The following is a 13,934-nucleotide window of genomic DNA, read 5'->3' as shown; positions in this document are numbered from 1 at the left end:
ACACTTAAAATTATAAATGATTAGAATTGGAACAACAAGGTATTATAAAAGAGAGAATTGAAGAAAAACTATATTATTGGATTAACAAATATTTATGAAGTAAATTTAGAGCAATACTTTCATTTGAAAAAAGAACTAATATAAATAAGCCATCAGACTTAGAAACCGATAATTAACCTGATAAAATATAAAAGTTACTATTACTGCAAATACTTGAGGCATTAAATAAAAATAAGGGCAACTCCTTTTAATCGGAAGTCCCCTTTGTTATTTCATTAAAAACGACAAAATATGATAAATTCATTTTTATAAAACAACTTCAAACTCACCCACATACACTGCACTTCCTGAAATCTCAACCTCTAAAGTATCATTACATTCTTTACTTACTATTACTCTCACCTGTCCATCTTTCCCTATTTCATGCCCTTGCTCTACTAAAAATTCTCTTCTATCTTTGAATTCATCATCAATGAATGTAATATAGTATGCTCCCATAACTCCAGAAGCTGTACCAGTTACCGGATCTTCAATAGTACCAGCATATGGTGATGAAAAATGACGTGCGTGCATATGAGCATTTGAATCATATGCTTCTAAACAGAAAGGATGAATCGAAGCGCGAGGCACTTCTTTTAAAATAGATGGAAATAACTTGTTGTTAGGTTTCATCTTTTTAAACAACGCAAGCTTTTTCACTGGAACTAATAAAGTCCAATTCCCTGTACTTCCGTATACAATTGGCAACTTATCTTCTAAATCATTCTCATGCAGACCTATGGAAGCCGCTAATTCTTCCCTTGAGCCATGGAATTTTTGAAACTGTGGATTTGCTTGTTTCATCGTTATGTATGGTCTGCTATTTAAATCCATCTCTACTTGTATTGGTAAAACTCCTGCTTTCGTTTCAATTGTGAATTTTCCTGTCTTTTCTATTAAACCTCTAGTTTGTAATGCGTAAACAGCAGCTACAGTTCCGTGACCACAAAGATCCATTTCATATCCTGGCGTAAAGTAACGGATTCTCCAGTCTGCCACATTGGACTTCATTAAAAACGCAGTCTCATTAAATCCAACTTTATAAGCGATATTTTGCATCTCATCATCTGTTAGTTTGTCAGCATGTAAAACAACTCCTGCTGGATTTCCCTTATTTGGTTTATTGCTAAATGCATCGTAATGATAAACTGTTACTGTATTCAATTGATCCATCCCCTGACATAATGTTCGTAAAAGCCAATTAATTTATTAACTTATTGCTATAGCTTATTGACCTTCCTCCCCTCACTATCTAATATCCCCTTATTTCGAGCATAAAAACTAAACCTAATTTTTTCAATAAAGAAGGTATATCCGAACCACACAAAAAAATACAACTGTAAAAAAATAACGAAGCAGCCCCTTTTATACGTTTCATACCGCTAATCCACTATATAAATAACGATTGAACAATTCCCTATATTGTTATTCATCTTTATAATATATAAAAATCCCTCTCGTTACAGGAATGATATAAACTACAATTGAATAGTTACATGATACTCTATTCATTATCTGCAACACGTAACACCATGTTAATGTATAAGCAAAAAATATAAATCATTAATCTATTAATTTCCGAAAAATACTTTTAGGAGAAATTTACATATGACATATAAACGCAATCGATTACTATACGCAATGATGACCATCATTGTAATTGTATTAGGACTATGCTCAAGAAAAATTGCTTATGTGCTACCACATATTTTAAATACATACTTAGGCGATGCACTGTGGGCGTTAATGATTTTTGTTGGTTTTGGTTTTCTTTTTAAAGGAGCTCATATAAAAACCATTGCGTTACTGGCTTTATCATTTTGCTATATCATTGAATTTAGCCAACTATACCATGCTAGTTGGATCGATCATATTCGAGAAACAACTTTAGGTGGATTAGTATTAGGATATGGCTTTTTATGGAGCGACTTATTAGCTTATGCGATAGGTATTGGAGTAGGTGTGATAAGCGAAATGTTATTTGTACTGATTCGAAAACCTAGCAATCTTACATAAACTAATCTCCAGATCCGAATTCATACATATGGCTAATACATGTAAGCTTAGATTTTCCACGTATTAGCCTTTAATACTTCTATATTCCTAAGCACGCATTTCATAATCTAATAATATAAGTTTTTCATTTATTTGATGTTCTTCAACCACTTTATACCCGCACTTTTCATAAAAATGATGATTTCGAACATTATCTTTCGGCGTATCTCAACTCCACTTTACTGCCTCTGGAAATTCTTTTTGAACTAAATTCATAATTTGACTACCTAATCCTTTGTTTTAAAAATTTGTTTTCAAAAAGATTCGATTGATTCTATAATGTTGATCATTTAGATCCCTTACATCAATCCCACCTGCAATTTCATTATTAATCCAAATCGTATAGTGATGAAACAGCTCGATCTTACGCATTAATCTCAACTTTCTCTGTCGCAGGACTAGAATCATAGTCTTGATACTTTTCTAAATCAGATTGAAATGCCTCTTTTTGAATACATAATAATTCTTCTGCTTCTACTAGCTTCGTTTTTGCTAACTTTATATGCATGAGACTCCCCCTAAAATATTTTCTCAATTATTACCATAATAACAACTTTATCAAATATTCCAATAAGCATAAAATGTTTTATTTTATGAAATAACTTCTCTCCTGCTCTGCTACCTTAATTTTCGAATTTGTTTTTTCTCATCATCAATCCTTTATCATTTAAAAGCAATAATGCAGGAAATGGCTATTTCATAACGAAATGAATTATGAAACAAAAGGAGGCAGTATATATATGTACATCTATCATAACGGACTCATTATTCGCGAAGGAACGAAAGGAATACCAGCTTCTGCTGTGAAGAGTTTGTTTCAGGATGCTGGCTGGGTTGGAAATCATATCCCTACATGGCAAGATGAACGTTTCACTTTAATATTCGAAAATTCTACTTGGGCTTTTACAGTATGGGATCATGAGGAAATGATTGCGATGATACGAGTTATATCAGACCAAATTATGGCTGCTATGATTATGGACGTAGTCGTAAAAAGTGACTATAGGGGACAAGCGATAGGTAAAAAGCTTGTAGAGTTATGTTTACAAAAGCTCCCCCATGGTGATTGGTTTGCGAATACTTCAGCAAATAACTTTGATTTTTATAAAAAATGTGGATTCGAAGTAAGAGATCTTTCTCAAAATGGTGCTTGTGCATACTATGGATTTACAGAAGCAAGAAGACAAGGACATAGATAAAAATGAAAGGAATCAAAAGGTTGCATACTGCACACTTTTGATTCCTCTCAATCTCTACTTATCTCCTACTTACAACCCCAAAAATAAATTTGAATTCGTTACGATTCTTTTTCATTTTCTTAAAACCTTCTTTTATATCTATAATAAAACAAGTTTTCCCTATCCAGCACCTCATATATACCGATTCAAAATGAATCGGCCTCACAATACCACACTGCTCCGTCTCAGTTCCATCCTCATATTCTATTTCCGTCCTTACAAGCCATTTATTTCCGATTCCAAACTCAATATACTTCAATGTAATTCTCCCTATTAAAATGTTTATCAGTTTACAGATTAACATAATTATATTATGTTAACTTTTATTTCTTACATTCTCTCTTAGCATTATTCTTGTTCTATAAATACAATATAGAATCCTTCTTTTATTGCTTATTAACAAACCATAACAGTTTCATTTAGAACACTGACCTTCATCAAAACTATTAAATGCATTGTCATAACGCTCATTTTGTGACAATGCATAAAGAACAATAACCCTTTTTAAATAAAATTCAACTTTTGAAGGAGCCAAAAATTATGTAGCAATCTATCATCGAAGAGTTTAACTTTAAGGACAATGCTTAATAATCTTGCTTTTAAATAGTAAAAAGGATTGGCCTCCCCCTTTAGTTCTTCAATAAGGAAGCGGGAGGAATACTCTGTGGGAAATTAAAAACGTTCTTAGGATCATATTTGTCCTTAACTCGGGTTAGTCGCTCAAAATTGCTACCGTAGTAAACCTTGGGCCATTTCTTGATGGATAGATCTGGTGTGTTGACGTAAACTCCATTGGTAAAAGGGAGCAGTGCCCTGCGCAAGTCCTCCACCCAGCGAATACCTTTGGCAGCCCCTTCCGATTTACTCCAAGTGGCAAACAGGGTTACGTTAGACAAAGCCTTGCGGTAGAAGTAGGCCGTAGCACGGTTCGATATTTCCGCTACTGCGCCACCCACTCCATGAAAAAAGACAGAGGTTGTAGAATAAGGTGGCGGGTCATTGATAAATCGTTCAATTGTAGTAATTGCTTTTTCAGGCAACAGGCGATAAACGTAAGGTCCTACACTCTTAAATGGTAACGGAGTCGCCGGCTGGCGAGCATATATCAAAGATGCAGCTTCTAACCAAGGAAGATCTTTTATGGTTACCTTTAATGGAGTCCCAGCTCGCAGTAACGGCTGCAATAGGGTTCGTAATTCTTTAGCTGAGCCGAGAAAGACACCTTGCATTAACAGTGACGGCTGAACCCCTAAGGACATAAAGAGGGTCGGTGTAAGCCGCTTGTCAGCAGTAGGTAGGGTATAGTCTTGCCATACTCGCAGCACAGACTTCAGATCCTGTAAATCCCAACTTATTTCTGCATAACCGACCGTCTCAATCTGATGTGTGCGGAAGCGGAAAGAAGTACAGATGCCAAAGTTTCCGCCACCGCCCCCACGCGAGGCCCAAAACAGATCAGAATTGTGATTATCATTTGCGCGGATTATGCAACCATTTGCATCGACCAGCTCTAGTTCGAGTAGGTGATCTAAAGTTAACCCCCACGGCCGAGATAGAATGCTATGGCCGCCACCCAAGGTGACACCTGCGATACCTGGAGTAGGACAGACCCCGCTCGGAACCACCAATCCTTCAGATCCAAGTTCCTTAGTTAAGACGAAATTCCTCCAACCAGTTCCCACTGTAGCGATGCCTTGCTTATGGTTCACTTCCATTTGGGTCATCTCACTGACATCAATCACAATTCCAGCGTCGACGACTGACAAACCCTCGTAGTTATGGCGGCCTGAGCGTATACGGATTGGTACGTCCCGATAACGTGCCCAACGTACTGCGTTTACTACATCTTGCGTTTTCTGAGCGAAGACGATAACCAGCGGGTACCTGTTGAAGAATGTATTGAACTCCTGACGTGCAAAATTGTATTGTGGGTCACCTGGTACCACGATGCGTCCGGTTAGTTCGGGTTCCTTATCAAAAGTCATATGCACTTTCCTCCTTATCTTAAAGCTCCGTTCCCATTTGATGATTATGAAATAAGATTGGAAATTAGTATTGTTATCGTAAGAATAGTTTGATTTGGGATTCCGACACATATCCTTCAAGCCAATCTAATGATGTGCCCCTAATCCATAAATACACTATTCTTTTAGTAAAACTATTGAAAAGGGTGATGTTTTTATGGATATTTCACTAACAGAAGAGGTGCAACTCTTCGCTTTAGAATTACACTATCATTTATCCCCCTCTGAATCCCTCGGCATAAGGTTTCACTGGAAATATAGTCTAAGATAAGCAGTGGCTTTTCAACGCGCCACTTCTCTCTTCATGTTATCGCAAGGCTAGTTGAAAGGAAAAAAGGTCATCTAAAGCGTATGATGACCTTTTCATTTTATATATAAGGAGATGTAAAAGTTCAATTGAAGTACTTGAATGCAAGTCTATAACCTCACTCCCCCTGCAGTACGAGTATTTTTAACATTAGGAAGTGCACTCCTCATCTCTAGTACACTATATCTTAATGGTTACTCTATTTATCAGCTGGCGGAATGCTCTGAGGAAATTTGAAAATATTTTCTGGATCGTATTTTGCCTTCACTTGAGTCAACCGTTTGAAGTTGTTGCCGTAGTATGCCTTTGGCCATTTCTCAATTGAGAGATCCGGTGTATTGACGTACACCCCTTGAGTAAATGGAAGCATCGCCTTACGAAAGTCCTCTACCCATCGGATACCTGGAGCAGCCCCATCAGGTGTATCCCATGTGGAATATATTGACATGTTTGATAGTGCTTTGCGATAGAAATATGCTGTGTTCTTGCTCGGCACCTTGGCTACAGCTCCACCCAGGCCGTGGAACAAGACGGCTACCGAAGAAGTGGGAGGATCGCTAATAAAGCGCCGAATTATGTCGATCGCTTCATCTGGTAGCAAGCGTTCGATGAAGGGACCTACGCTCTTGAAGGGTTCAGGAGATACCGGTTGGGTGACCGCTATTCGTTCTACCGCTTCAAGCCAAGGAATCTCTTCGATGAACACCTCTTGCGGTGAGCCAACTTGAAGCAGTGGTTGCAGCAATTTACGAAGCCTTTTAACCGAACCGAGGAACACTCCTTGCATGAGTAGAATCGACTGCAAGCCTGAAGCTATCGTGAGAAGAGGAGTGAGTCTTTCATCAGCGTCAGAAACTGTGTAGTCTTGCCAAGTTCGCAGCACCGGCTCTAGGTATCGTAGATCCCAGCTGATGTTAGCGTAGGCGACCTTATCAATTCGATGTGTGCGAAAGCGAAAGGAGGTGCAGATACCAAAATTTCCGCCACCGCCTCCGCGCGAGGCCCAGAACAGATCGGAGTTTTGATCGGCATTAGCGCGGAGCACTCGGCCGTTGGCGTTGACCATCTCCAGCTCAAGCAGATTGTCACAAGTTAGGCCGAGCGACCGTGCTACGATGCTCTGACCGCCGCCCAAAGTGAGACCTGCAATACCTGTGGTAGCACAGAGTCCCCCCGGTACCATTAGCCCCTTGGCTCCCAGAGTCTCATATAAAGCAAAATCCCGTAATCCAGTCTGCACAGTAACGGTACCGCGCTTGCAATCAATATCTACCCGGTTCATCTCACTAACGTCAATCACTATACCGGCGTCAACGACCGACAAACCCTCGTAACTATGACGGCCTGAGCGTATACGGATTGGTACATCTCGATAACGTGCCCAACGTACAGCATTGGCCACGTCCTGAGTATTTTGGGCAAAGACGATAACCAGAGGAAACTTATTGAAAAAGGTGTTGAATTCCTTTCGAGCCGCATTATATTCCGAGTCGCCTGGTATAACGATACGTCCAGTCAGTTCGGGTTCCCTTTCCCATCGATTCGATTTCTTTTCTCCGCTCATCCCTATCACTTCCTTATCATTTAAGAATTTTCTGGTGCTCAAATTTTTTAAAAGAACAAAAAATTGTAATAAGGTTGTCAAGCTAATGTCAAATCATTCATGCAGGATATGTTAAACCTTTATGTGGTAAAGTACACCTTTAATCAATGTATTATAATCTGGAATAAAGTATGTAGCTAAAACGGAGTGGTTTTATGGGGAGTAAAATCGAGTTCACTCTGCTTTGGAACTGATGTATCTGGAAAACTACATTCTCAAGGTACTTAGAGGAAGAGGAATTGAGTAAATAACTATAGATACGAATTGAAAAGTATGCTTTTTTTCATTTGACACACTCTTTTCTTGTTTTGCACTCCAAAAAGAACATACGTTTCTATTTATACACTTTAAAAAACAAAAAAAAGCGATTCATCCCCCACCTCCGCTTTGCGCTTGAGCTGGGGGATGAATCGCCAGATATGATAAACAATATTCCATAAAGTCTTGATGGTAATGGGGCAAAACCAAAATTAAAGTTTTTTAAATCTAATTGGACTTACCATTAAAAGAGCGAGGATTAAGGTAATCCATGCATTACTATATGAAAAAAATCCCATACCAGCCAATGGTAATCCAGCAGCTGGAATAGGTAATCCCTTAAAATATCCAATAGTTGGTTTCACACTAAATTTAGCTAATCTTAAAGCACCCATCGTTGGGAAAAGGATAAATGCCAAAGAAGTTAAAATAGATGGTGCTGCTATCGAATGAAATAGAAGTGCAGGAGCAACTCCAAAACTAACAATATCAGCTAAGGAATCTAATTCTACGCCAAACTCACTATTCACTTTTAATTTTCTCGCTATCCTTCCATCAATAAGATCTAATACAGCCGAAAAGAAAATAAAAATGGAGGCTACTTCCCAAAAGCCACTCATATTCAAGGTAATTGAAAAAACACCGCACAATAAATTTCCAAGCGTAAATAAATTAGGTACATTTTTTACTATCCGATTGAACAAGATTGTCCCCCCTAAGTTGATCAAACTTCCCATTTATATAGCATTTTCTATATATTCTTCTGTTATTCCTAAAATTACATGACCACTGTACGCTAAGCTAATTTCGACAAGAAAAAAGCCGATTTCCTGTAGTTAAGGAAAATCGGCTTTTCATTATTCTAATTGTTGTATTCCTCTTATAAGAGCTAGTACTAGCATCGCTAACAGTCCCTATGAATGAGCTGGAGTTATAACCTCGTTGTACTTATATCATCGTATGTTTAATTTTGTTTATACACATCCGCCGCCAACTCTTGAAGTAAAAGCTCATCTTTCAATTCGAAATAACTCCCCTTCTTTTCTAACGCCCCTTTATCACAAAGAATATTTAATGTTCGTAGTAAATGCCGATAACTTGTTCCTAACAACTCCGATATTTCCGTTAAATTCCCTTGAAATATCAATGTTTTTTCTTCACTCTTAACCCTTTCACCTGTTGCAAGAATGTAACTCGCTAATCGGCTCTCAAGTGGATACAGTAAATTAATGGAGCTATTTTGAGCAAGTCTAGCAAGTTTATGGGCTAAAGAATCACAAATAAAACTTAAAAAGGTCGCATCATGAAGTAAACGCGTTCTAATTTTTTCCAACGGGATTCCAATACAATAGGAATCCTCGATCACTTGAACATTTGAAAAGGTTTTTTGAGAACGAACCAATTCTACATCTCCCATTACTTCAAACCCATTATAAAAAGTTAATAATAAAGATTTACCGTTACTTAAAGTCGTATATACCTTCGCTTTTCCTTCTACGAAGAAGTAAAGGTAATGAAGCGTTTCATTTTCTCTACATATGTATTCATTCTTTTTAAATAACAACAATTCCATCACAGTTTTTATATCATGACTAAAAAAATCTTCAATATTATTCTTTTGAATATACTCGTCTAACTTCTTCGAATCATATATTTTTTTCATAAATCTCCAAATCCCCTTTTCACTATGACATATGTCATAATACCCGATAATCCAATCATGTTAAATTAAGCTTAAAAATGCAAGGGGGAAATGCTATGTATAAATTACTTTCTGCACTTATTGGTGCACTCATTGCACTTATGATTCCACTAAACGGTATCTTAGCAGAAGTTATAGGAAATTATAACGCCAGTGTTCTTATTCATACTGTTGGATTAATTGCGGTTATTATTATTTTACTAGTAGGTAAATTTAAAATTAAGATTCATAAAGGAATTCCGCTCTACTTATATAGCGCAGGAGCTATCGGGGTATTCACCGTACTATTTACCAATATTAGCTTTTCAGCACTCGGTGTATCCTTAACGATTGCTTTAGGCTTACTCGGTCAATCGATTACTTCTATTGTCATCGATCATTTCGGATTATTAGGAATGAAAATTGCGAAGTTTGAAAAAAAGAAAATGGTCGGTTTACTACTTATTGCTTCTGGAATTGTTGTCATGAATATTTTTTAATGGAGGAAAAATGATGTTATATATATGTATTGCCATTTTAGCTGGATGTTCCGTTGTAATCGCAAGGGTAATTAACGCAAACTTAGCAACCAAAATCGGAATTTTCCAAGGTACTTTTTTCAACTATATTACTGGTCTCGCTTTTTCTTTATTATTTTTAATTTGTAGTAGTGAATCTTTTAACATGTCCTACACGACATTGCAATCCATACCGTTTCTCGCTTATTTAGGTGGTTTAGTAGGTGTTGTAGTAATTGGATTATCAAACTATATTATCCCTAAAGTATCTTCCTTCTATTTGACATTACTCATTTTTATTGGTCAATTAGGTATGGGAATTATCATTGATTTTTTCAATTCACATGAACTATCGATTGGTAAAATCGTTGGAGGTCTATTCGTATTAATGGGACTCACATATAATTTAATCATGGATCGAACAGATATATCTGTTCAAAATAAGAAACAAGCCTATTGAGGCTTGTTTCTGTTATTTTCATCCGAAACTTACGCCTTCTTATTTGATAACTTCTTTTCCACCCATGTATGAACGTAATACTTCTGGAATCACAACTGATCCATCTTCTTGTTGGTAATTTTCTAAAATTGCTGCTACTGTGCGCCCTACCGCTAATCCAGATCCATTTAACGTATGCACAAATTCTGGTTTTGCACCTTGTGTACGACGGAAACGTATACCTGCACGACGAGCTTGGAAATCTTCACAGTTTGAGCAAGAAGAAATTTCACGATATGTCCCGTAGCTTCAATGTCATATGTTTATGTAAATGATTTGAAACCATTGAAATTATTTTTTATTACAATAATCAAGTTTGTATGAGTAGACCATTTGGACGAAGACGACTCATCATAATTTCATCAATAAATTTACCGTTTGCTTTTAAACTCCCCTTCTTTATTCCTTCTTCTATAAACCCAAACTTTTCATACAGCGCTTGTGCGCCAGGATTTGTTGCGAGAACGCCAAGTTCCACTCTTTCAGGCATTAGCCAATTGTCTGTAAGATCGAGAATTTTTGTAAGCAATGCTTTCCCAATTCCCTTTTTATGATATTCACTATCTACACCCATAAATATATCTCCCGAATGCGATCTTCTGCCTTGTCCTTGCGTTAAACCTACAAATCCAACGACATTACCATTAAGCTCCGCAACAAATTCAAATTGATTGGGCCCTAAATTACGAATTCTATTTTCCATAGCATCTACTCTCATACTTGGCATAAAAACCATATATGGTAAAACCTCATCTTGTATACAAATCCGATGAATTGCACTAGCATCCTGTATGTGAACGGGACGAATATTCACTTCCATTTCAACATCTCCTTCAACTAAAAGGGTAAGATCATTTTGGAATATTCTACACAACATCCAAAGATTCCTACTTAATCCTTACTCATTCCTTCCATTCTCTTGTCAAATTCGACAGAACTCACAGTAACTCCAGATACACACACCTTAAAAGCTAGCGTAAAATTAGGATTATGTTCTTCAGAATTTTTAAACGGGACAGATGAAGATCGTCAAACTGTAGCAAAAGCATAGGAAAAAGCACTAACTGGCAGTGGGCTCGCTCCCATCGACGTTCATACACCCTTATGGTTGTAGAGTCATCACTTTCGGTTTCAAAAACATTATGAGGTAAAAAATAGCTTGGAAAGATGAGAGGATTTACAATGAGTAAATTCTAGAAAACTTGAGAAATAAATTATTTGAATTTTCGTTATTTTATTACCAAAAACTTAATGCTACTATTAATCTGTTCTCTTTTTTCAAAATTTTGGTTAGGGGGAAAAAAATAATGAAGAAAAAAAGTCTAGCGTTTGTGTTAGCGGCTGGAATGGCAGTGACAACGTTTGGAGGGACAAGCTCTGCATTTGCGGATTCAAAGAACGTACTTTCCACAAAGAAATACAACGAGACAGTACAATCCCCAGAGTTTGTATCAGGTAATCTAACAAGTGCATCAGGAAAGAAGGCAGAATCTGTTGTATTTGATTATTTAAATGCTTCTAAAAAAGATTATAAACTAGGTGAGAAAAGTGCAGAAGAATCTTTTAAAGTACAAAAGGTTATAAAAGATCCTGTTGGAGAAGCAACAGTTGTCCGTTTACAGCAAATGTATGAAGGTGTACCAGTATGGGGATCTACTCAAGTAGCTCACGTTGGAAAAGATGGTGTATTAAAGGTTGTATCAGGCACAGTTATGCCTGATTTAGATAAGAAAGAAAAGTTGAAAAACAAAAATAAAATTGAAGAAAAAAAAGCGATTGCAATCGCACAACAAGACCTAGGATTCACTCCAAAGTATGAAGTAGAGCCATCTGCGGACTTACATGTATATCAAAATGGTGCGGAAACAACATATGCGTATGTAGTGAAATTAAATTTCTTAGATCCAGAGCCAGGAAACTATTATTATTTCATTGAAGCTGATAGCGGTAAAGTTTTAAATAAATATAATACAATCCTTAATGCGGCGAATGAAAGTAAGGCACCAGTTGAACCTGCAGCTGGGGCTACCGCTAAGCCTGTAACGGGAACAAATAAAATTGGCACGGGTAAAGGGGTATTAGGTGATACAAAGTCTATTAATACAACATTATCTGGATCTAGCTATTATTTACAAGATAATACACGCGGTGCAGTAATTTACACATACGATGGAAAAAATCGTACGACTCTTCCAGGAACGTTATGGACAGATGTAGATAACATATTTAATGCTACTCGTGATGCAGCGGCAGTAGATGCGCACTACTATGCTGGTGTAACATATGATTATTATAAAAAAACGTTTAACCGCAATTCTTATAACGATGCTGGTGCACCATTAAAATCTACGGTTCACTATGGAAAAAATTATAACAATGCCTTCTGGAATGGGTCACAAATGGTGTATGGTGATGGAGATGGAACTACATTTATTGCATTTTCTGGAGGAATCGATGTTGTCGGTCATGAGTTAACACATGCCGTTACAGAATATAGTTCAAACCTTATTTATCAAAATGAGTCTGGTGCGTTAAATGAAGCAATCTCTGATATTTTTGGAACATTAATAGAATACTATGATAACCGTAACCCAGATTGGGAAGTTGGAGAGGATATTTATACGCCTGGTAAAGCTGGAGATGCGCTTCGTTCTATGAGCGATCCAACAAAATACGGTGACCCAGATCATTATTCTAAACGTTATACAGGAACAAGCGATAATGGCGGCGTTCATACAAATAGTAGTATTATCAATAAAGCGGCTTACTTATTAGCAAATGGCGGTACACACTATGGTGTAACGGTGAATGGTATTGGTAAAGATAAAGTAGGCACAATTTACTATCGTGCAAATACACTATACTTAACTCAATCTACAACTTTTAGTCAAGCACGCGCTGCCTTAGTACAAGCAGCAGCTGATTTATATGGCGCAAACTCTGCAGAAGTGACGGCTGTGAAACAGTCTTATGATGCAGTTGGTGTAAAATAGGTTCCACTCCCTTTTATATAGTGAAAGAGGCTGTTCCAAAAGTGAAACTTTGTGGCAGCCTCTTTCTTTGTATATAAATCATGTTTTTCTGATATAATCAAGTCACCACAGCCAAACCAATCAAAAGGAACGATTCTCTTATGTCTATAACAAAGTCCCTATGTATGCTAACCTTTTCTCGATTTTATTTGGTACCTTCAAATGCATAAAAAGCTAATGTTTTATTAGAATCAGAATGTATTTTTAGTCTCTCATATAAAGATGGCATTAATTCCTTTACTGTTTCACTATTTGCCCATCTTACTTCAATAATATCATTATCAGGGTCATTGATGTTTATTTCTCCATCAATGATTTTTGCATGAAAAGTAATGATTAAAGCATGATGACCTCGTTCTTCGAAGAACACTTCTCTAACGGAACTCAATCCAGTAACAACAATATTAAATCCTGTTTCCTCTTTTACTTCACGGATTACAGCCTGTTCTAAAGTCTCTTTCCCTTCAACTGCCCCGCCTGGAAGACTCCAATAAAAAGAATCACTCTTTATGTTTTTAACTATTAATATATTATCATTGTCATCCTGAATGAAGGCAGAAACCACGTTAACCCTTTTCAAAAACAACTCCCCCTTTTGAAGTTTCCCTACTGATAGCTATATCAATTATACTAAAAGCAAAGTAAAGAATGCATGAATAGACTCGATTCATTCTTTAAAA

General features: G+C 36.9%; 14 protein-coding genes and 1 pseudogene. 5 read left to right on the top strand and 10 right to left on the bottom strand.

The features are described 5' to 3' along the window. Positions 1–306 precede the first annotated feature (306 nt). Positions 307–1,203 carry a PhzF family phenazine biosynthesis protein gene (locus AB1279_RS10715; RefSeq protein ID WP_429758710.1) on the bottom strand — a complete coding sequence of 299 codons (897 nt, stop codon included), beginning with the start codon at positions 1,201–1,203 and terminating at the stop codon, positions 307–309. 444 nt (positions 1,204–1,647) lie between these two features. On the opposite strand from AB1279_RS10715, the gene AB1279_RS10710 reads away from it, so the two are divergent. Continuing rightward, positions 1,648–2,055 carry a DUF2809 domain-containing protein gene (locus AB1279_RS10710; RefSeq protein ID WP_429758709.1) on the top strand — a complete coding sequence of 136 codons (408 nt, stop codon included), beginning with the start codon at positions 1,648–1,650 and terminating at the stop codon, positions 2,053–2,055. A gap of 403 nt (positions 2,056–2,458) precedes the next feature. Here AB1279_RS10710 and AB1279_RS10705 read toward each other — a convergent pair whose 3' ends face one another. Beyond that, entirely contained in the window at positions 2,459–2,602 is a 144-nt protein-coding gene (locus tag AB1279_RS10705) for a hypothetical protein (RefSeq protein ID WP_429758708.1), read from the bottom strand. Between the two features lie 232 nt (positions 2,603–2,834). Here AB1279_RS10705 and AB1279_RS10700 point away from each other — a divergent pair, with 232 nt between their 5' ends. Continuing rightward, a complete protein-coding gene (locus tag AB1279_RS10700) occupies positions 2,835–3,293 on the top strand; it encodes a GNAT family N-acetyltransferase (protein ID WP_429758707.1) in 459 nt (152 codons plus the stop codon). 58 nt (positions 3,294–3,351) lie between these two features. On the opposite strand, the gene AB1279_RS10695 is transcribed toward AB1279_RS10700, so the two are convergent. From AB1279_RS10695 to yeiL, 5 genes are all read right to left on the bottom strand, one after another. Then, positions 3,352–3,591 (bottom strand): DUF3977 family protein, encoded by a 240-nt coding sequence (locus tag AB1279_RS10695; protein WP_429758706.1) that lies wholly within the window; start codon positions 3,589–3,591, stop codon positions 3,352–3,354. A gap of 370 nt (positions 3,592–3,961) precedes the next feature. Beyond that, positions 3,962–5,317, bottom strand: a complete 1,356-nt coding sequence (locus tag AB1279_RS10690; RefSeq protein WP_429758705.1) for an FAD-binding oxidoreductase — start codon at positions 5,315–5,317, stop codon at positions 3,962–3,964. A gap of 545 nt (positions 5,318–5,862) precedes the next feature. Next, entirely contained in the window at positions 5,863–7,227 is a 1,365-nt protein-coding gene (locus AB1279_RS10685; RefSeq protein ID WP_429758704.1) for an FAD-binding oxidoreductase, read from the bottom strand. A 509-nt stretch (positions 7,228–7,736) separates the two neighbouring features. Further along, entirely contained in the window at positions 7,737–8,228 is a 492-nt protein-coding gene (pssA, locus tag AB1279_RS10680) for a CDP-diacylglycerol--serine O-phosphatidyltransferase (RefSeq protein WP_429758703.1), read from the bottom strand. A 260-nt stretch (positions 8,229–8,488) separates the two neighbouring features. After that, entirely contained in the window at positions 8,489–9,187 is a 699-nt protein-coding gene (gene yeiL, locus AB1279_RS10675; RefSeq protein ID WP_429758702.1) for a transcriptional regulator YeiL, read from the bottom strand. A 95-nt stretch (positions 9,188–9,282) separates the two neighbouring features. Here yeiL and AB1279_RS10670 point away from each other — a divergent pair, with 95 nt between their 5' ends. Then, complete coding sequence (locus AB1279_RS10670; protein WP_429758701.1) at positions 9,283–9,705, top strand: DMT family transporter; 423 nt, start codon at positions 9,283–9,285, stop codon at positions 9,703–9,705. A gap of 13 nt (positions 9,706–9,718) precedes the next feature. Beyond that, the gene (locus AB1279_RS10665) at positions 9,719–10,183 is read left to right on the top strand and encodes a DMT family transporter (protein ID WP_429761351.1); all 465 of its coding nucleotides are present in this window, start codon (positions 9,719–9,721) and stop codon (positions 10,181–10,183) included. A gap of 39 nt (positions 10,184–10,222) precedes the next feature. Here the strand turns inward: AB1279_RS10665 and AB1279_RS10660 are convergent. Both AB1279_RS10660 and AB1279_RS10655 read right to left on the bottom strand, forming a co-directional pair. Next, positions 10,223–10,471 (bottom strand): annotated as a pseudogene (locus AB1279_RS10660) (aminoacyl--tRNA ligase-related protein); the annotation flags it as partial. A 61-nt stretch (positions 10,472–10,532) separates the two neighbouring features. Continuing rightward, positions 10,533–11,042 (bottom strand): GNAT family N-acetyltransferase, encoded by a 510-nt coding sequence (locus AB1279_RS10655; protein WP_429758700.1) that lies wholly within the window; start codon positions 11,040–11,042, stop codon positions 10,533–10,535. A gap of 487 nt (positions 11,043–11,529) precedes the next feature. Between AB1279_RS10655 and AB1279_RS10650 the strand changes: the two genes are divergently transcribed. Continuing rightward, positions 11,530–13,215 carry a M4 family metallopeptidase gene (locus AB1279_RS10650; RefSeq protein WP_429758699.1) on the top strand — a complete coding sequence of 562 codons (1,686 nt, stop codon included), beginning with the start codon at positions 11,530–11,532 and terminating at the stop codon, positions 13,213–13,215. A gap of 184 nt (positions 13,216–13,399) precedes the next feature. Here the strand turns inward: AB1279_RS10650 and AB1279_RS10645 are convergent, their stop codons facing one another. After that, positions 13,400–13,834, bottom strand: a complete 435-nt coding sequence (locus AB1279_RS10645) for an NUDIX hydrolase (protein ID WP_429758698.1) — start codon at positions 13,832–13,834, stop codon at positions 13,400–13,402. Positions 13,835–13,934: the final 100 nt, after the last annotated feature.

The sequence above is a fragment of the Bacillus sp. S14(2024) genome (assembly GCF_050473785.1).
In the GTDB taxonomy this organism is placed as follows: Bacteria; Bacillota; Bacilli; order Bacillales; family Bacillaceae_G; genus Bacillus_A; species Bacillus_A yunxiaonensis.
This window is presented reverse-complemented; position numbering and strand designations above follow the sequence as displayed.